Genomic DNA, 19326 nt, shown 5'->3' with positions numbered 1-19326 from the left:
CGCATCATCCCACACACTGTTTGATTCTATTTCCGATTCGATGATACGGCAATTTCGATTTGCTTCTCTAACTGATTAGTAAGTCCATAGATATCATATTGATAAGCCTTCCACTCGTCCACTAAACCAGGAAATCTGTTTGCTCTATCCTTTTTTCTCCTTGTTTAGCTAGTTGCAACGCTTTATCAAGGTTCTTCAGAAAAGTTGACAAGCAAGTTTATCAGATCATCTTTGCTAAGCTTGGACAATTCAACAGCGATATTTATTGATTTAAGTTCCAATCCATTCATCTCCTCTCCGAGTTAAGCATATAGCATTATCCTAACGAGAATAACGACACTCACGTAAGGACTAGCCCTCGATTTTCTATTCAATTTTATATTTTTAGCGAAATAGGAAAGTATAATGAGAGGGAAATGCAGGAAGTCAAAAAATAGGAGGAGCTTATGGGTCGACTAGTTCATTTCGAAATTCATGTAGATGACATGGAACGTGCTAAAAAGTTTTATGGCGAGGTATTTGGATGGGTATTTGAAGACTGGAGTAATTATGCTGGTATGCCTTATTGGGGAGCTACGACAGGCGATGCAAATGACCTCGGCATTAATGGGGCTCTGATGCAACGTCAAGGGGCTTCACCCGAACCCGGCCAAGCTATAAATGGATATGCCTGTACTATTGGGGTGGGAGACTACGATTCTACTGAGTCCAAAATTCTTAATCTTGGAGGCAAGTTAGCGTTGCCCAAGTATGCACTGCCTGGAATGGCGTGGCAAGGGTATTATATAGACACAGAAGGAAACACCTTTGGTATTCATCAGCCGGACGAGCATGCAAAGTAGTCCAATTGAGCCGTTAGACAGGCAAAGGCAGTAAAATATCCAAAATCGGAATTAAAAAAGACACCGGGCCTGGTGTCTTTTTTATTCCTTCAGGGATTGAAATCGCGATCGTGCCAGATCAAAATTATGGCTGTAATCCATTAATTTTTGAGTAATCGTAAATATCAATGATCTCACCATTTTCAATATCTTCTTTAAATAGATAGTCAATGATTTGTGCAGCTGTTTCCTCAGGGGTCGTGAGCATGCCTCTTTCTTTTACCATAGAAAATATTTCAGCCGACGGGAAGGACGCCTTGCTTTGACTTCTCGCCTCTTCCTGCAAAGTAGTATCGATCATTCCAGGCCATATGGAAACTATTTTCACAGGAGCAGCACTCGTGTTTTGTTCAAGTCCCACACATTGAGTAAAAACATCTAAACCAGCTTTAGTTGCTGAATATAAACTCATCCCGGGATGGAGATGCTTAGCTGATGAAGAGGAGATATTCAATATTCTCTTATTAACATCAATTTCATCTGTAAGTCGAATAAAACAGGAAGTCAGAGTTATCGGAGCCAACAAATTCACAGTAATGTTAGTTGTTATATCTTTAACATCACATGAATCAACAAAAGCTACAGGAGCTATGACAGCGGCGTTGTTAACAAGAAATATCCCTTTGACGCTAGACGTATCAATGGAGCTAATAATAGTAGTCATTAATTCTTCGATATGTTCAACATTGTTAAGATCGAATTCGAAATACTCAATGTTCTTCCCTTTACCTAGTAGTTCATTATTTTTCTCACGCGAAATACAAAACAAATAATGTTCTGGTGAAATTAACTGTTCAGCAATAGCTTGGCCAAGTCCTCTTGAAGTTCCGGTAATGATGAAATAGTTCATTTTACTAGCACACCTCATTTTAAGACTAGAATATAGAACCTGCTACTAATTTACATTTTATCATTAGTTATGTCAATGCATGCAAAGCCTTCATCTCACTGCCTGTTTATTAAAAAACGTAGCCCCGTGAAGATTGGCTACGTTGTATTACATATTTTCGATATTCATCATCTTACTAGCCGTTGTATCCAGTAGGTCATGTAGTAGGAATCAACAAGGAACGTCCAACGTATCTACCTTTTAATAAACTCTCAAACAATTACTCTTATAAGCCATTAGATACATTAAACATACATGGGTACGTTCCTTTACTCTTTGTTTACTCATCCTCTGGAAGGCTCTCTACAGCTGTAAAAAACACATCCAAAAGATCTCTATCAAAATGTTCTCTGACATAGTCTGATACTTTCTCAAGTTGCTCCTCAGTGTCGTACTCCAGACATGCACGTCCTTCGGACCATAGTACCGTGATTTGAAATTTCTCTTTCAATTGTTCAATCATAAAATCCTGTTCCACAGATTCGCGGCTGGCTGCCAACGATCCCACACCCCTTCTTAAAGTGATCCTCTAAATATATTTCCCTCTCCTTTATTATTCAAATTTTAAATATATTTTTTCGATGACATTTATCACACGTGGAAAATAAAAACGAATAGAAACGGATCTACCTCAAAATCAGTACTCGCTCATCAAGAGACGGACTCCAGAGGCCTTATTGCCTTTAAATTCGGCCATTCAGGAAGATAACGGACTCCAGAGACCCTATCGACAGAGATCCTGCCTATATTCCACTGCTCAGCAGGAAATAACGTCATCTGAGTCCGCTACATGTTCAGAACAACTTTATTTGGAAAATAACGACTATAGAGTCCGTTAGCTCCTATAAATGAGCTTTAACCTGCAGAATGGAATGTTCTCATCAAGCAGGTTCGACCAACGTCTTATGTCCAGCACTGATTATGACGTTGAGCCATAAACGTATCTATATTTTCTCTAGCTCAGCAACCACTCAGAGCAAAAACATGAGAAAAAGCGACCCCGAAAGGTCGCTCCTCAAGATCGCTTCTTCTCTTTACAAACTGGTTAGCTATCGATTGAACAAACTTATGATCTCTACTTATTATTCAGCAATCGCAGGATCAGTGTTAGCGCTTCGGCCCGCGTGGCATTTGCTAGCGGATCGTAGCGGTTTCCGTCCTTGCCCTGCACCAGCCCTGCCTTAACAGCAGCGGCCAGTTCGCCCATCGCCCAAGCCGGAATGCCGGCTGCATCTACGAAGGTCAACTGCGGATGTTCTTCCGCTGCAAGCTGCGCCGCGCGGGCGGCGATGACCGCGATCTCTGTACGAGTAATGTTGCCACTCGCTCTGAACGTGCCATCCGCATATCCGTTCAGCAAGCCTGCATGACTGAGTGCCGCCACCCCTTCAGCAGCCCAGGCCGGTATCTTGTCCTGATCCCTGAAGACTGGCGATGGAGCCGTTGCCGGGCTAAACTCCAAAGCACGGCTTAGGAACACGGCGAACTCCGCTCGTGTCACAATGCCATCCGGCCGGAAGTTTCCGTCCTCGAATCCGCGCGCAATTCCTAGCGCGGTCGCCTGACGGATTACGTCCTGTGCCCAGTGGCCCTGCACATCGCGGAAGCTCGCCGGCTCCGCTGTCGGTGCGGCAGGCGATGCCCCAGCAGGGCTGACCTCGCCGCCTGCTGCACTTACGATGGTGCCTGTTACGGCACCATCAGAAGCCGCGCCGCCCAGGCTGGGGCTTGGCGTCGCTACCGGACCAGTGCCCGGGTCCGTTCCGGTGCCTGGGTTCGTGCCAGTTCCCGGGTCCGTTCCGGTGCCCGGGTCCGTTCCGGTGCCCGGGTTCGTGCCAGTTCCCGGGTCCGTGCCGGTGCCCGGGTCCGTGCCGGTGCCCGGGTCCGTTCCGGTGCCCGGGTCCGTTCCGGTGCCCGGGTCCGTTCCGGTGCCCGGGTTTGTGCCAGTCCCCGGGTCCGTTCCGGTGCCCGGGTTCGTGCCAGTTCCCGGGTCCGTTCCGGTACCCGGGTTCGTGCCAGTCCCCGGGTCCGTTCCGGTACCCGGGTCCTTCACAACGGAAGCCTTCAGCTGCGCCACGGCTTCCGTCAGCCCAAGCAGCAGCTCATCCGATCGCTGCTGGGAGCCGCCCAGATGCACCGCTGCGCGGTGTGCATCTGCTATCGCCGCGGCCAGCGTTGCCTTGGCCGCTGCCGGGTACTGCCCCGCAGCCGTGCCAACCTCGGCTGCGTCGTAGACCTGCTGCGCAGATGTAATCGCCGCCGACAGGCGGCTGTTATCCGCTGCGCCAAAGTTCAGCCGCACCGCATGCACGGTGCCGCCCACCCGCAGCTGCGCGTTAGTCAACATCGCCGGATCTACCGGCTTGATGTACACCACGCGCGTGCCCGGTGCTGTCTCTTCACCAGGTGCCGCTGTGGCTGTGCCACCGCTCACCTGAAGCTCATCGACAGCCGCATCCACCGTCAAGACGGCGTAGGTATCCCCCGCCACCGTCGCAATCCGTGCAGGGCTATGAATGTAGCCCCCTGCCGGGGAGAACTCGTCTTTGTTAGCATCGGCGACTGAAACGTTGACGGTATATACCGCATTCTTCTTGAATTCATTCAGCGCCGCTTGCAGAGCTTGCGCGGCAGCCTTAATCTGCGGCTGCGTAGCCGCCAGATTAGCCCCGGTCTTAGCGGCGGTTTGCACCGCTTGCTCGGCATGTTGTTTGGCAGCGGTGAATACTTCTTCCGCGCCGGACGGCGCTGTTGAAGTATCTAATAATTGCTTGGCAGCAGCTATCGAGTTATTCAAGTCTTTCAGAAGCAGTGCATTATAGCTGATATATACGCCTCTGATTTCATCTCCTACCTTATATCGGACATAAGAGAGGCCCAACCAATTCGCTCCAGCCGTCTCCGTCCCCATAGCGCTGCGGATGGTAACCTGAACCGCTTGCTCCGTCTCTGCCACCCCATTCTTCAGTTGGATTGCCCGATAGGCGTCCTGTGAATAATCCAGTCCGTCAATAGAGAATCCACCTCTGAAATTCGGCATAGATTGCACCACTTCTTTGGCCTGAGGCACAAGCGTAAGATTCGCATACACCTTATCACCATATTCACCTGAAGCGAGCTTAAGCAGAGTCGCCGTACGGCCAAAATCGGCCTCATATACGGACAACGTCGCCGTTTCCGCCAGTGTATCAATCACATGAACAGGGATAGGTGTAGTGGCAATGTAATATCTGTCCTTATTATTGTTATACCGGGTTGTCAGCGCTTGGACCGAAGCATCTACCGCGTTCTGCGTGGCGCTATCATTCCCCATTACCGAGACAGCTGTCCTCAAGATATCGCTGTTTAGAGATGTCGAGACCCCTTTTGCATATTCTCCTGCCGAGGCTGGCGCAAAATTATACCCTGGCTTGCCCTCAGCCGTTCCCAACTCCTTCAAATCAGCCAACAGACCTTCTACCTTAGCGACAATGTACCGCAACGCTGTTTTATTAGCCGCGTATACTGAAGCCTTATATGCTGCAAGCCCATCATTAAGTGCGTGATAAGCGGACTTAATAGCATCTGGAGACCGGTCTGGCTGCGCTACGACTTCTTCCGCGTGAATAATATGCGTATAGAGCACACTCCGCGATCCAATCGGGTATTGACCAAACTCCGTGCCTTCCACCGTAGTGTCGTACACTGAACGGGATACCGTCACGAGTTCCTGCAGTTGCACAAGTGTAATTGCAGGTGGTCCTTCACCGCCCCCCGGCTCCCCTCCACCCTCTCCAGGATTCACAGGTAATCCGGAAGGATCCAGCCAAAGCTGTACATTATACCAATAATCATATTCCAGTCCCGGGTAGGTCGGATTGTTCTTGATGATGACATGCATCAGGACATCCGTAGGCTTCTGAATGTCTGCAATTGGCACAGACATGACAGTCTTGCCGCCTGAACCGCTGCCGCTTGTTACTTGGTATTCCTGATAGCCCTCCATCCCTTGCACATGGCTGCCGGTAATAACAGCTTTGGCCGCGCCCGGCTTACGGAAGGCGATATAAGGGATCAGCGCTGCATTCTCTGCTTTGATCTCATGCTCGAAGACCGCCTGGCCATTCTGCACGGTCAATTTGCCCGAATTCTCCACATACAGGAATACATTCGCTGCGGAGTCAGAAGAAGTGTTATCCATCAGATAACGGTAAAAGATATTGCCGTATGTACCGTTCTGCCCCCCTGCTGCCGCGGCTGTCTTTGCGCCCCAATCGAACGGTGTTATCAGGAGCAGCAATGCCAGCAGCAACGCTGCGTATTTTTTCAACTTCATCATTTCGTCCCATTCTCCTCTTCTCAGTGTGCCTTTCTTGTGCCTGATATAAAAGAAGGAAGAAGAAACGGAGCCCCGCTTCTCTTCCTTATGCAATCTTTAAGCACTCAGCCCCTTGGCCTCCCGTTTGTTAATTCCAGTGAATGTCCAGATCATACAGCTGACTGTGGAACACGGTGGAAACGTATAATTGAATACTAATATCCGAGTTTGGATTGGTAGCGGTGAAAGTAAAGGTGGTCAAGTCGGTACTAGCGTCGTAAGAACCGTAATAAGTAGAACTCTCTGCATTCAGGTAAGGGAAATAATCGCCTTTAAGCTTAATAGTAACTGCGTTGCCGTTCACTTCAGCCGGTCCACTAATGAATCTGCTGGAGTGGGTATCGTAGGATCCTCCGTAGTAGAATTGATAGGATTTGCTTGCTGCAAATGCCGGAACGGCCAACATCAGTGTAAGTACAACCATCATCAGCAAGGATACTGTCTTCTTCGCTTTTACCATTAAGTAACACACTCCCTATGATTTGATATTAGAGCTTACGCTTTAACTGCCTGGTTCTCTGGACTTTACGACGAACAACAACCTTCCCTAGGCAAAAGCGGCGGTGCCGCTTCATTATGTGCTGAGCTTCAACCTGTACTCCTTAAGATCATCCCGCCTTTCCTTAAATTCATCGCCTTCTTAATTGATAATGATTATCAATATCAATTAATTGAGTTGATCTTACCTGTTTATCCCAGTCCTTGTCAACCCTTTTTTGTATAAAATTTGAATAATTAATATTAGATGTATCAGTTCAAGTCCTTCCTTTTCGGAACGATATACAGCCCAGTCTCCGGCTCCCTTTTTACCACAACATCGACTCCATACACGGCTTTGACCGAGTCCGCAGTGATAACCTCCTCCGGTGGGCCTTCCAGCACCACCTGGCCTGCCTTCATCGCAATCAAATGATCGCTGTAATGAATCGCCTGGTTCATATCATGCAGCACCATCACGACGGTCAGGCCGTGTTCTCTGCCCAGCCGCCGAATCAAATCAAGCATTTCATACTGATAGAAAATATCCTGGTACGTCGTTGGCTCGTCCAAAAAAAGAATCGGTGTCCGCTGAGCCAAAGCCAGCGCCAGCCAGACCCGTTGCCGTTCGCCTCCCGACAGTTCGGCTAGTGGCTTCAGCCGCTTATCTTGCATGTCTGTACAGGCCAGCGCCCAATCCACTGCTTCACGGTCCTCTTCACGCTCCGGTACCAGTAGCGAACGGTGCGGAAGGCGTCCGAAAGAAGCCAGCTTCTCCACCGTCAGATCACCTGGCGCAGTATTCTGTTGATGCACCACCGCCAGCTTGCGGGCAATCTCTCGCGGTTTAAGGCGAGCTAGCTCCCGTCCGTCCAGAATGATGGAACCCGAAGAAGGTGTGTAGTTTGCAGCTAACACGCCGAGTAAAGTGGACTTACCGCTGCCATTAGGACCAATGATTGCAGTGGTGCAGCCCATAGGAATCGTAAGATTTAGCTGCTCCAGCAGTTTTTTGTTACGGTGATATGAGAAGGACAGTTCTTTAATCTCCATGGTTCACCTCTCCTTTACGCAGCAGGAAGATTAGAAATGGACCACCGATCACCGTCATGATAATCGAAGCCGGGATCTCCACAGGTGCAAGCACTGTGCGGCCAAGCGTATCAGCTACCAGGATTAGCAGCGCACCCGCCAGCGCCGAGAAGGGAATCAGCACCTTATGGTCAGAGCCGATGAGTTGACGTGCAATATGCGGCACCAGCAGGCCGACAAAAGCGATCAATCCGCCAATCGCCGTCGCCGTTGCCGCCAGCAAGACCGCCACTGCCGACACAGCAATCCGTACACGGCTTACATGCATACCGAGATTGCGGGCCGTTTTATCCTGAAGTACCAGTACATTGCACCAAGGGCTAATCAGTAAGGCCAGAACCAGGCCAAGCGCGCCATATAGCACGATGATCCGCACATCTTCCCATGTCTTCAGGTTAAAAATCGAAGTCGTTGCCATATTCACCATCGTTACTGCATAGCTGCCCCTGTAGTTAAAAGACTGCCCCAGCCCAGTGAACGTAGCGTTCACAGCAATCCCGACCAAGACCAGCCTCAGCGGCTGAAGTCCTGATTTCCAGGACAAGGTGAAGACGAGCAGGCAGGCGATAGCTCCCCCCAGAAAGGCAAATAGCGGCATCCAGAAGAACAGCGCCGGAAAAATCGTAACCATCGTCAGCGAAACAAAGCCTGCACCCGAGGAAATACCGATTACCCCGGCATCAGCAAGCGGACTGCGCATCACGGATTGAAGCAGCACGCCGGAAACAGCCAGTGCGGCTCCGCAGAACAACGCCACGATGACGCGTGGCAAACGTAAATCGCGAATGATCGCTACATTTTCATTGGTGCCTGTAAACAAGCCCTTCAACAGTTCAAGCAAACTGACCTGCAAGCTGCCGCTGAGCACTGACCAGAGCACTGCTACCAGCAGCAACACCAAGACAGCGGCAAAGCTCCACAGTGATTTCTTCATGTTCTCTTCATCCTCTGTCTGTTGTTAAAATACACCCGCCCTACTGCTTAAGCTCCGGGTATAGCATCGGCAGCAAATCGCTTAGCGCCGTATCGGCTGCAAGGTTCGCCGTGGTTCCAAATAGCTCTTCAGGCAGATCGTAAACACGTTTGTTCTTAACCGCATTGAAGTGCTTCCAGATATCATTTTTAATAAAATCCTCGTTGAACATCTTAATCACTTCCTCCGGCATTCCGTGTGCCGCGCGCAGAATTACATCAGGGTTGCCCTGCTGCAAATATTCCGTATTGGAGGCCAAATATTCGACCGACTCTCCTTGGACGATATTGACGCCCCCAGCAATACGAACAAGGTCACCGATGTAAGAATGTTCGGTCGCTACCAAATAGCTGCCTGGTACCCCAAGCAGAATAAGCACCTTGGGCGAAGGCTTGCCCGCTATAGCCGCTTTGATTTCAGCGATTTTATCTTCATAACGGGTAATTACGCTCTCAGCCTGCGCCTTACGGTCATACTTCTCTCCAAGCTGGACCACCGACTCCTCCAGCTTTGCAAGGCTGGTCAGGTTGAGGAAGTTCGCTTCGATCCCGGCGCTCTGGAACAACGGCTCCAGATCATATTTCAGTGTGGTCACCGACAGAACCTCGGTGGGCTTGAGTGACTTTACTTTTTCCATATCTGGACCCATGGGGTTGCCGACCTTCTCCACATTCGCATAACGTTCCGGCAGCTTCTTCGCACTGGTCGGTATACCCACCAGATTCAGATCGAGCAAATCCATAATCTCAGTCGCCGACACCGTAGTTGCAATAATACGTGGCTCCTCCTTGGGTGTGGGCTCCGGTGTGACTTCCGCTGATTGTTGCTGCGTGGCTGCCGGGGTGGACGCCGGACTCTTTTGCTTTGCGTTCTCCGTATTTGCAGCACAACCCACGATCAAGATGACCCAGCATAAAACGGCCATCAGCCCTATCATTTTTTTCATAACAGGAACGTCTGCTCCTTTCTTCCTGCAAAACTGCGAAGGACGCCGTAAATTCGGCATCCTCCGGGTAGTCTGTGCTTATGTGTAATGGATTTTATTGCTCCAGCAATTTCACTAGTAGCGTTACTGCCTCTGCACGGGTTGCATATTCACCCGGCGCATAACGATTACCACCTTTGCCGCTAATCAGGCCCGCTTGCTCTGCAGCTGCAATGTAAGGGCGTGCCCAAGCAGCAATATCGGCGATGTCGCTGAACGTTGGCACTGCAGTTGGGTCAACCTTCAGCCCTTGTGCACGAACGATGATCACAGCAAGCTCGGCGCGGGTGATTTTGCGGTCGGCGCGGAAGCTGCCGTCTTCATAGCCGCTGATGATTTTGCGGGCGGCTACCTGTGCCACACCGTCGGCTGCCCAGGCAGGAATGCTGCTTGCATCGCTGAAGCCACTGCTGTCCGTTGCTCCGCCTTCAAGCTTCAACGCCCGGCTTAGCAACACAGCGAACTCAGCCCGGTTGATCGGGTTGTTCGGACGGAAGCTGTTATCATCATATCCTTTGACAAGTCCGGACTTGATTGCTTGCTCAATAGCAGCTTGTGCCCAGTGACCGTTCACATCAGTCAGGCTAACCGGCACTGCTTGCTCTGTCCCCGTCGTTCCACCATTAGCCACTGGTGTTGATGTAGGCTTTGGTGTCGGAGTAGCAGATGCTACTGCTGTTGCCGATGGTGTTGGTGTAGCTGCTGGCGAAGACGCACCAGAATCAACTTGGCCAGCAGGGTTGCTTGTCTGACCTCCCACCGTATTGCCTACTTTGATATCCACATTATAGGTGTGGAAGTAGTTGAACTCAGGCCAGTCAATTTTTACCCATGCTTTAAGTCTGACCCCGGTGTTGCTAATAGGGAACTGCACAGTACGAGTGTTGGCTGCGTTATCCGAAGCAATTACAGACACCGACTGCTGACCTACGGTGAATCCAGTGATTTCCTTGCTCTGCGTTAGTGTAATGGCCAGATATTTCTGCCCGCCTGATACAATCAGCGTACCTGGATGCTGCACGTATGTATCCATCATAGATACCTCGTTGCTGCCATCCTTGAGAATACTGTAGTCGATGCTGTAATAACCATCCGCGATGGAAGACCCCGGTGTTGCAGTTGGTACTGGCGATGGTGAGGTGACTGGTGCTGTTCCTCCGTCTCCACCACCTTCCGTACCCGGTGCTGGTGTAGATATTGGAGTTGGAGTTGGGGTTGGCGTAGATGTTGGCGTCTCTTCTCCACCGACACTTACAGCTGTGATGGAGTCCAGATTAAATTTATAACGAACCGCATGCGATTTGTCATAATTTGCTGAGGCTACGACAACACGAACTGTTCCAGGAAGAATAGCGGATAACCGCTCCACTGGAAAAGAAATCACACGTGTATTAGCAGCCTTATCCTCACTTACTGTCGTTGCCGGCACAAGATTTGTTCCGTCACCGGCGACTTGAATTTCCTGGATGGTGGAGCTGTCTTTAATTACGCTAAACGAGATGCTCTTCTGTCCTTTGTCCACAGTAAGTACTGCCGGAGTGCTGAAATACTTATTCATCGACGATTCGGTGTCCCCGGTTGCCTGAAGTACTGAATAGGCAATCGTATATTGTCCGTCGTTCAATACCGGATCGGAAGGCGTTTCCGGCTTAGGCTCAGCGGCTGGAATCTGGCTCGGATCAAACTTGAAATCAACGTCGTACACGTTGAAATAGTTGATTTCAGGCCACTCGATCTTGACCCATCCCTTAATCGTGGAGTTCAAATCACCCAATTCGAATTTAACTGTTCTTTGGTTGTTAGACGCATTTTTATTAGTTACTGTTCCTTCAGATAATGTTCCATCTGCGGCTGTCAGCTTCAGGCCGGTAATTTCCTTGTCCTGAGTAACTGTAATAGAGACATAGTTCTTGCCGTCTTTAACTTCCAATGCAGCTGGCTTAAGGACAAATCCCTCCATTACAGAAGGGCTGGTAGTACCATCCTTCAAGATAGAATACGGAAGCACATACTGCCCGTCCTTGTAACGCGCACTTTCGGCGTAAGCTCCGCCAAGCGGCTGAATCACTGATCCTATAAGTAAAATGAATGCCATAATTCGTAGCACAAAACCAAATCTTGCTTTATTCAACACGATCATTCCCCTTTGAACTTATTTTTTTCTGGCTCTATAAACCGCATAACCTACCGCCGTAACCAGCACAGCCGCCCCGCTACTCAATGTTGGAATGAGCTTTGGTCCCGCTTGCTCTTCTGCCCCCACAACGGGTGCTGTCGTGGGAGCTGCTGCGGCCGTTGGCTTCTTCGTTGGCGCTGGCGTGGCCGCTGGTTTCTTCGCCGGCGCTGACGTTGCCGTCGGCTTCTTCGCCGGCACTGGCGTTGCTGCGGGCTTCTTCGCTGGCGCTGACGTTGCTGCGGGCTTCTTCGTTGGCACTGACGTTGCTGCGGGTTTCTTCGTCGGTACTGGCGTTGCTGCAGGCTTCTTCGTCGGCACTGGCGTTGCTGCAGGCTTCTTCGTCGGCACTGACGTTGCCGCCGGCTTCTTCGCCGGCACTGGCGTTGCTGCGGGCTTCTTTGCCGGCGCTGACGTTACTGCGGGCTTCTTCGTTGGCACTGACGTTGCCGCCGGTTTCTTCGCCGGTACTGGTGATATCGCCTTTAATTTCCCAGCCTCAAACACAAACCGGATTGTGTAGTCATGATCGTAATCAATAGACGGCACAGTGACATGAATCTTCGCAATCACCGGTTTTTCTACGTCTTTGATTTCAAATTCCACAACCCGAGTATCTGCCGCCTTATTGCTGCTCACAACTTTGGCGTTGCCGCCCGGGACCTGGAACTCAGTGATCCACTCGCTATGATTCAGCTGCAAGCGGACTTTAACCGTTCCACCGGAAACTGTCAGCTGCGCCGGCTTCTCAAAATAGTCATTAGCCATGGAAACGGATTCATCTTCAGCCTTCTTGATGACATAATCGACGCTATAGGTCCCCTCTGCCGGAGCGGCGGACGCCTGAAGCAACGGCTGCACAGTGTAGGCAAACATCAGTACAAGCATGAATACCAGTCCAAATTTTCTTCGAATCGACACGGTATCGATCTGCCTCCCTTCCAAATTCATGCATTTATCATTGATAATCATTATCAACTTATCAGCAAAAAAAAAGCAACCCCTGCTCCCCTTTTTCTTGTATTTGCCAATATTTCTTGTAATGTTCCAGTAAAACATGTAGAAGTTGGACGCTGACATGATAATAATGTGATTTTTTAACCTTTGTCAACCCCTTTCTAAGATTTTTTGTTTTAAAATTCTCTGTTCTTCAAATCAAAACGGATACAATTTTAGCGGCGTAACCCCGCATTTTGCGCTTCCCAATAAGCCTTCTTCACTGAAATCCAAACCTGGATGTCACTATTCTGCCATGAAAATGTGAATATTGTTTGACAACGATAATGATATTCATTATCATTTGATGAGAAAAGCAATTATCTTCCTTTCTTTCGTCCCTCATTTCGGTACTTCTTCCGAAAGCTCATGATGAGGGTAACTACAATCAAACAGGAGGTTATCCATGGTCAAACAATGGCATGCACCTCTCCTCCTTCTAACCTTGTGCGCCCTCCTGCTCACCGCCTGTGGATCGGCGGGACGGTCGGAAGTTACTGACGCGGCTGCTGCTTTACCCGCGCTGACCTTGACTGATTTTGCAGGAAGACAAGTCAACTTCCCCTCTGTGCCACAGCATATTGTGGCGCTGGGTAATGGAGAGGCAGATATTATTACCGCCCTCGGGGGAGCATTGGTCGGCAAACCAACCTCAAGCGGTGGCACCACGCTTAAGGGAACAGAAGACATTATGCAGATCGGTACGGCGCACGAAGTAGATCTGGAGAAGATCGCCTATCTCAAGGGTGACGCGGTGCTTGGCAATACGCAGATGAATGCCAAGGATATCCCGGCTATCGAGAGCATCGGGGCCAAGATGGTACTAACCCAGGCCAATTCAGTGGCGGATATTACAAAGCAGATCACCCTTTTCGGCCAAATGCTGAACAAGGTACCGGAGGCGCAGCAATTAAGCACAGATATTGAAGCCGGGATAAAGACCGCAGCGTCCTCCCGCACTGGTGAGAAACCGCGGGTACTGCTGGTATATGGCGCTCCCGGCACCTATATGGCGGCACTGCCGAATTCACTCGGCGGAAATATACTGGAGCTTGCGGGCGGAGTCAATATTGCTGCAGATTATCCAGCGCTACAAAGTTATCCGCAATATGCCACGTTGAATACGGAACGAGTCATGGAAGCCAATCCACAGATTATCCTTATCATGACCCATGGCAACGGCGAGGAAGTGCAGAAAGGCTTCGAACAGGAAATGCGGCAGAACGCGGCCTGGAGTTCCATTGATGCGGTTGTACATAACCGGGTACGTGTTCTTCCCGCCGATCTATTCGGCACGAATCCCGGAACACGAGTGACCGAAGCCCTACAGCTGCTAGTATCGCTATTCGCCGAGTTGGAGGCGCAATGAACAAACAGCAACGCAATACCCGTAGGACTCTCGCTTGCATTCTTGCTCCTATCCTGTTGTTGCTGGCCTGCCTGTATGGGCTGACTTATGGATCCGTCTCTATCTCTCCCGGTGAAGTTTGGTCCATCCTGCTGGGCGACCGCCCGGAAACATCGTCGCTGATTATTATGGACCTAAGGCTGCCCCGGGTACTGATCGGCCTCTTGGTTGGCGCTTGCCTAGCCGTGTCCGGCGCGCTGCTGCAAGGCGTGATGTCCAATCCCTTGGCCGATCCCGGCATTATCGGCGTCTCTGCCGGCGGAGGCTTGGCCGCCGTCATTGCGATGGTGGTTCTGCCGCAGTACAGTTATCTGCTACCTGCTGGAGCTTTTCTCGGCTCGTTTCTCGCCGCAATCATGATCTATCTGCTGGCCTGGGACAGCGGCGCTTCACCCATGAAGATTGTACTCGCGGGCGTAGCCATCAATGCGCTACTCGGCGCTGCTATGAATGGCTTCATGGTCGTTTTCAGCGACCGCGTTCAGGCCGTACTCCCCTGGTTGTCCGGCGGACTCAGCGGACGTAGCTGGCATCATCTCGGCTTCGCCGCACCGTATGCCCTGATCGGGCTGGTCTTGTCGCTTCTGGCCATCAAACCAGCGAATCTTCTGCTGCTCGGCGATGATTCTGCCCGGCTGCTCGGGCTAAGAGCAGAAGTGTCTCGCTTCCTGATTATTCTGCTGGCCGCACTTCTCGCCGGGACTGCCGTCAGCGTAGCTGGACTGGTCGGCTTTGTCGGACTGGTCGTTCCGCACGCGGTTCGCCTGTTAATCGGTGGTGATTACCACTTCCTGCTGCCAGTCTCTATGCTCGGCGGCGGCGCGCTTGTCGTCTTCACAGACACGGCTGCCCGTACCTGGTTCGATCCAGTGGAGCTGCCGGTCGGGATTTTGTTAGCCGGAGTGGGTGCCCCCTTCTTTCTCTACCTACTACGCAGAAGGAGGTTGACTTCATGAGTACCCGCAGTGATAACAGTGTCACCATCAAAAGTGACCCGGCCATTGAATGCCGTCAGTTAAATTATACGCACGGCGGCTTCAGGCTGAAGGATATTGAGCTTAGTATTCCGTCAGGACAGCTCACTGCGATTGTCGGGCCCAATGGCTCTGGCAAATCCACGCTACTGCGCATCTTGGCCGGACTTGCCGCCCAGGAGTCAGGAGAAGTGCGGATTCTTGGTGAGGAGCTTCATAAGTTCCCTCGCCGAAAATTAGCCCGTACCCTGGCGATGCTCCCGCAGTCCAAGCACGTGCCAGAGAATTTAACCGTCCGCGAGCTTGTAGCCTACGGCCGCTCTCCCTACCAAAGTCCCTGGAACTACTCGGCAAGCACCGAGGACCATCAATGGATCGACCATGCATTGCAGCTAACGGGAACCGCCAGGGATGCTGACCGCATGTTCCATACTTTATCCGGGGGTGAGCAACAAAAAGCCAGAATCGCCATGACTCTGGCCCAAAATACGGATATTCTACTTCTTGATGAACCGACTACTTTTCTCGATATTACCCATCAATTCGACGTTATGAACATGCTTGCAGCCATCAACCGCGAGACCGGAATCACAATAGTGATGGTACTGCATGATCTGCCGCAGGCCGTTGCTTTCAGTCATCATATGGTGGCGCTAAGGCGCGGATCTGTTGTGGCCGCGGGAAGTCCGCGGGGATTACTAGACGATGTCTTTTTACAGAAAGTATATGATCTTGAGGCTTCAGTGAGTTATGTGGAGAATTACCCTGTAATTATTCCAAAAACCTATTATAAATTGGAGGAACGTAACATGATTATCGTGAACAATACTTCGCAAATTAAGAAAGGTCAGGCTTCGCTGCTGATTAACCGGTTCGATAAGGTCGGCAAAGTTGAAGAGATGGAAGGCTTTCTCGGCCTTGAGGTACTTCTGAATGAGAAACCGGCGGAATACGATGAAGTAACCATCAGCACGCGCTGGGTATCCAAAGAAGCTTTCCAGGGCTGGACTCGCAGCGACGCCTTCCGTGAATCGCATTCCCACCGCGAGACGCCGGAATATATCTTGTCTAACACGATTTCCTTCCACGAGGTAAAAATCGTCCGCAATCCAATCAGTGCTTAAACGTGATATAAGCTAATGGATTCCCGCACGCCAATGCCTTTTATATTGCCAGTATGAGCTGAAGTAATAATTCAGGGGAGCGGGAGCTAAGACCTTATATTAGAGGCCTAGACTCTCGCTCCTGCTTGTTTTAGAGATATAGAACGATGGAATTATAGATTCTTCTTAACCATTAATCGGCCATTCTTTTGGAAAAGAGAACCTTTATTTTGTTTCATTATTTTTACTTTTCCGAAAGATCAAAAATATGCCGACAACGAGGAAAAAGCATGATATAAGCAATTCTATTACGCCAAACTCTTTCTTTATTGTGTATCTAGCCAGAAATAGGCCTCCAAATAATACGACTCCTACAATACTGACGTGTAACAGACTATCAATCTTTCTCAGATCCGATCACCTTCCTTTCTTAGATGCGATGTTGACTTTTAAATTTGAAAATCTCGTCAACAGCTTGGCGAGACCCACCTGATTTTAGAAAATGTTCTCTTATATCTGTAACAGATTCCTTGAAGGATCGGTCGCTTAACACATGATCTACCGCTTCACGTAGTTGCTTGGCAGATAAGCTTTCCATTTGTAATTTAACTCCTGCCCCGATGTTGGCCACCCGCCCGGCAATAATTGGCTGATCGGCACTCTGTGGGATTACAATTAGCGGGACCCCATAGTAGAGACCTTCATTAGTACTGTTCATTCCACCATGGGTAATAAATAATTTGGTATATTTCAGTACATCCGTTTGTGGCACATAATTTTTTATGATGAAGTTGTTAGGAATCTGCCCTAAATCAGAAATTTGAACCCTACTCCCAATAGACATGACGATCGTATGCTCCGTGCCCGCCAATGCCTCAAAACAAAGCTTATAGAAATCAATGGCTTGGTTGAAGACAGTACCCAGGGAAATGTAAATTGGGCTTTTCTCCATGATTGCCATAAGGTCGAAGTTTTCTTGCGTTGATCGTGAAGAGATCGATGGGCCTACAAACTTATAAGTTTGGTCGATTGCTTCTTCATAAGGTTGGAACTCCCTCGTTGTGTACACGATAGTAAGCGGTGCTGGATTGCAAAATACTTCGTAAGGAGAAGTGATCTCCACATTATATTTTTCCTTCAATATATCCGTCAGCTCATTAAATTTATCGTATATAGGTTGAACTATTTCTGCAGGTACCCCTGTAAAAGACTGCTCCAACGTTCTATCGAATACCTCTTTTGTCTGCGCAAAAGTAGTACAAGAGCTGATGGCAGGAAGCTTCAGAATTTGCGCAAGTAAACGTCCACAACCAAACATAGAGTCATGGATGATGTAATCAAAATGCTCTCCTGCGATCTGTTCAAGAACGGTTGGTATCACTATATCTGCCGTAAGTAAGAGGCCGTTGATTCTTTCGAGTACATAATCTTTTCCACCTGAGATAAAGGCTTTAATAAATTTTTGATTGTCAAAGGTTCGTACGGTAGCTCCCGTCTTCTCAATCCGCTCCCTATAAGCTTCTATAGCAAAGTACACCACCTCTTCTCCACGCACAATAAGCTCTTGCACTACTCCAAGTGTCGGATTGATATGTCCCTCAGATCCACCATTAATAAATAACACACGCGCCATTTCTACCACTCCTTAGGTGTACTTTTCTCTAAATTATGTAAGAGTACGAGGCATCATCCATATCACCTATATAACAAATATTGGAATTTATTTTATCATAGTACACTCATTGAAAAATCTCAAATTTTTATCGTATGGGAGGATTTAGCCTCCAAAAAACTGACAACACGCAGAAAAACCACCTTCAAAGGTGGTCTCACTGGTATAAGCTATAAAATTCACTTCCACTCGTCTGCCAAAATGGCATAAACGTAATCATCATACCAAGCATCATTCATTCGGTAACTCTGGATAAAATGCGCTTCTTTTCTAAATCCCAGATTCTCCAGAAGCTTGATCGACTTCAAATTGTCAGGATCCACTGATCCTGTAATTCTATGCTTACCCAGCCCCGTGAACAAATAATCGATTATGGCCCGAACCGCCTCAGAGGCATAGCCTTTGCCTTGGAATTCAGGAGAAAGGGTATATCCTAGTTCAGCCTGAAAACCATCATACAAAAAATGAATGCCGATATCACCGACAAGCTGCCCATCCTTCAAACAAATAGCAACCTGAAGCCATGAATCGCTGGTATTCGGTACGACAGCCAGATTGTCCGAGATAAACTTTTCAACCTCACTAATATCCTCTGGCCGCCATGATTGATATTTATATACCTCAGGCATCGCACGATATCTAAAAAAAGCGTCTCTATCTTTCATTTCCAGCGTTCTGATTAATAATCGTTCTTTTGTAATTACATTGAATGTACTCATATGATGCCTCCAAGTTATATAAGAGCTGAAGAATCAGAAATTTACAATATATAGATATATTATCTGCAAGAACTTCATGTTTATACTAGCCTAAAAAGTTGTTGCGTTCAATAAATGGGCATAACATCAGCGCACCCTAACTCGGAAGGTCTCCTCATGCTGAAACTGGAGCATGGCTTTGCAAATTTTTCAAAAATTAGTATCCACGTGATGAGTAGAGTGTCTTGTGAATTTGTATAATGCTCTTGCAATCTCCTAGTATCTCCATTTCAAACTCTTATAATAAAAAGATAACAACCTCGTAATACAATTCTCAGGAGATGTAAATTTGTTTTGATGCCTCAACAATTGATTGTTCTTTACACAGCATATACACATGGTCTTGAAATTCATGAAAATTTCATTATTCCAGAAAATGAACAAGACACCTTGACCGGTGTCTTTTACTTATCTTGGCTTCCATGTTGGTCTGTACGCCACACGTTTTATGCGTAATAGGTATTCTTAGCCTAGATTTTTTCAGTGTCTATAGAATTCCTTCTTGACCATCACCACACCCAGGCTGTCACGTTGATTAATTGTTAATCTCATCTCCTACAGCATAGAAGAAACATTATACTCTAATGT

General features: G+C 48.8%; 15 protein-coding genes. 4 read left to right on the top strand and 11 right to left on the bottom strand.

Annotated features, from left to right (window positions below; translation table 11 throughout):
* Positions 1-446 precede the first annotated feature (446 nt).
* Positions 447-842: a VOC family protein gene (locus ACFRAM_RS17835; RefSeq protein WP_379467007.1), complete on the top strand. Its 396-nt coding sequence runs from the start codon at positions 447-449 to the stop codon at positions 840-842.
* 124 nt (positions 843-966) lie between these two features.
* Here ACFRAM_RS17835 and ACFRAM_RS17830 read toward each other — a convergent pair whose 3' ends face one another.
* The 9 genes from ACFRAM_RS17830 to isdC all read right to left on the bottom strand — a co-directional run bounded on the left by ACFRAM_RS17830 (position 967) and on the right by isdC (position 12748).
* Positions 967-1731: a (S)-benzoin forming benzil reductase gene (locus ACFRAM_RS17830; protein ID WP_379467006.1), complete on the bottom strand. Its 765-nt coding sequence runs from the start codon at positions 1729-1731 to the stop codon at positions 967-969.
* 319 nt (positions 1732-2050) lie between these two features.
* Complete coding sequence (locus tag ACFRAM_RS17825; RefSeq protein ID WP_379467005.1) at positions 2051-2278, bottom strand: hypothetical protein; 228 nt, start codon at positions 2276-2278, stop codon at positions 2051-2053.
* 567 nt (positions 2279-2845) lie between these two features.
* On the bottom strand, positions 2846-6088 hold the full coding sequence (locus ACFRAM_RS17820) for an S-layer homology domain-containing protein (protein WP_379467004.1): 3243 nt from the start codon (positions 6086-6088) through the stop codon (positions 2846-2848).
* A 127-nt stretch (positions 6089-6215) separates the two neighbouring features.
* On the bottom strand, positions 6216-6587 hold the full coding sequence (locus tag ACFRAM_RS17815; RefSeq protein WP_175372086.1) for a hypothetical protein: 372 nt from the start codon (positions 6585-6587) through the stop codon (positions 6216-6218).
* Positions 6588-6877: 290 nt separating this feature from the next.
* Positions 6878-7657, bottom strand: a complete 780-nt coding sequence (locus tag ACFRAM_RS17810) for an ABC transporter ATP-binding protein (RefSeq protein ID WP_379467003.1) — start codon at positions 7655-7657, stop codon at positions 6878-6880.
* The gene (locus tag ACFRAM_RS17805) at positions 7647-8630 is read right to left on the bottom strand and encodes a FecCD family ABC transporter permease (protein WP_175372088.1); all 984 of its coding nucleotides are present in this window, start codon (positions 8628-8630) and stop codon (positions 7647-7649) included. Before ACFRAM_RS17805 ends, ACFRAM_RS17810 begins: the two co-directional genes overlap by 11 nt.
* A 40-nt stretch (positions 8631-8670) precedes the next feature.
* Positions 8671-9615: a heme ABC transporter substrate-binding protein IsdE gene (isdE, locus tag ACFRAM_RS17800; RefSeq protein WP_379467002.1), complete on the bottom strand. Its 945-nt coding sequence runs from the start codon at positions 9613-9615 to the stop codon at positions 8671-8673.
* 94 nt (positions 9616-9709) lie between these two features.
* Positions 9710-11785 carry an NEAT domain-containing protein gene (locus tag ACFRAM_RS17795; RefSeq protein WP_379467001.1) on the bottom strand — a complete coding sequence of 692 codons (2076 nt, stop codon included), beginning with the start codon at positions 11783-11785 and terminating at the stop codon, positions 9710-9712.
* Between the two features lie 21 nt (positions 11786-11806).
* Complete coding sequence (isdC, locus tag ACFRAM_RS17790) at positions 11807-12748, bottom strand: heme uptake protein IsdC (protein ID WP_379467000.1); 942 nt, start codon at positions 12746-12748, stop codon at positions 11807-11809.
* 481 nt (positions 12749-13229) lie between these two features.
* On the opposite strand from isdC, the gene ACFRAM_RS17785 reads away from it, so the two are divergent.
* The 3 genes from ACFRAM_RS17785 to isdG are packed head-to-tail and all read left to right on the top strand — an operon-like array spanning position 13230 to position 16329.
* Positions 13230-14192, top strand: a complete 963-nt coding sequence (locus ACFRAM_RS17785) for an ABC transporter substrate-binding protein (RefSeq protein ID WP_379466999.1) — start codon at positions 13230-13232, stop codon at positions 14190-14192.
* On the top strand, positions 14189-15187 hold the full coding sequence (locus tag ACFRAM_RS17780; RefSeq protein ID WP_379466998.1) for a FecCD family ABC transporter permease: 999 nt from the start codon (positions 14189-14191) through the stop codon (positions 15185-15187). The genes ACFRAM_RS17785 and ACFRAM_RS17780 overlap by 4 nt, the downstream gene beginning before the upstream one ends.
* On the top strand, positions 15184-16329 hold the full coding sequence (gene isdG, locus ACFRAM_RS17775; RefSeq protein WP_379466997.1) for a heme oxygenase: 1146 nt from the start codon (positions 15184-15186) through the stop codon (positions 16327-16329). The genes ACFRAM_RS17780 and isdG overlap by 4 nt, the downstream gene beginning before the upstream one ends.
* 409 nt (positions 16330-16738) lie before the next feature.
* On the opposite strand, the gene ACFRAM_RS17770 is transcribed toward isdG, so the two are convergent.
* Positions 16739-17941: a macrolide family glycosyltransferase gene (locus ACFRAM_RS17770; RefSeq protein WP_379466996.1), complete on the bottom strand. Its 1203-nt coding sequence runs from the start codon at positions 17939-17941 to the stop codon at positions 16739-16741.
* 218 nt (positions 17942-18159) lie between these two features.
* A complete protein-coding gene (locus ACFRAM_RS17765) occupies positions 18160-18699 on the bottom strand; it encodes a GNAT family N-acetyltransferase (RefSeq protein ID WP_379466995.1) in 540 nt (179 codons plus the stop codon).
* Positions 18700-19326: the final 627 nt, after the last annotated feature.

The organism is Paenibacillus sp. NPDC056722 (assembly GCF_042790635.1).
GTDB classification, from domain to species: Bacteria; Bacillota; Bacilli; order Paenibacillales; family Paenibacillaceae; genus Paenibacillus_AQ; species Paenibacillus_AQ agri.
This window is presented reverse-complemented; position numbering and strand designations above follow the sequence as displayed.

Bases quoted from the DNA above. Each gene is read 5' to 3' on its own strand.
- ACFRAM_RS17805 (WP_175372088.1), bottom strand. From the start codon at position 8,630: ATGAAGAAATCACTGTGGAGCTTTGCCGCTGTCTTGGTGTTGCTGCTG.
- ACFRAM_RS17815 (WP_175372086.1), bottom strand. From the start codon at position 6,587: ATGGTAAAAGCGAAGAAGACAGTATCCTTGCTGATGATGGTTGTACTT.
- ACFRAM_RS17820 (WP_379467004.1), bottom strand. From the start codon at position 6,088: ATGATGAAGTTGAAAAAATACGCAGCGTTGCTGCTGGCATTGCTGCTC.
- ACFRAM_RS17780 (WP_379466998.1), top strand. From the start codon at position 14,189: ATGAACAAACAGCAACGCAATACCCGTAGGACTCTCGCTTGCATTCTT.
- ACFRAM_RS17785 (WP_379466999.1), top strand. From the start codon at position 13,230: ATGGTCAAACAATGGCATGCACCTCTCCTCCTTCTAACCTTGTGCGCC.
- isdE (WP_379467002.1), bottom strand. From the start codon at position 9,615: ATGAAAAAAATGATAGGGCTGATGGCCGTTTTATGCTGGGTCATCTTG.
- ACFRAM_RS17770 (WP_379466996.1), bottom strand. From the start codon at position 17,941: ATGGCGCGTGTGTTATTTATTAATGGTGGATCTGAGGGACATATCAAT.
- ACFRAM_RS17765 (WP_379466995.1), bottom strand. From the start codon at position 18,699: ATGAGTACATTCAATGTAATTACAAAAGAACGATTATTAATCAGAACG.
- ACFRAM_RS17810 (WP_379467003.1), bottom strand. From the start codon at position 7,657: ATGGAGATTAAAGAACTGTCCTTCTCATATCACCGTAACAAAAAACTG.
- isdG (WP_379466997.1), top strand. From the start codon at position 15,184: ATGAGTACCCGCAGTGATAACAGTGTCACCATCAAAAGTGACCCGGCC.
- ACFRAM_RS17835 (WP_379467007.1), top strand. From the start codon at position 447: ATGGGTCGACTAGTTCATTTCGAAATTCATGTAGATGACATGGAACGT.
- ACFRAM_RS17830 (WP_379467006.1), bottom strand. From the start codon at position 1,731: ATGAACTATTTCATCATTACCGGAACTTCAAGAGGACTTGGCCAAGCT.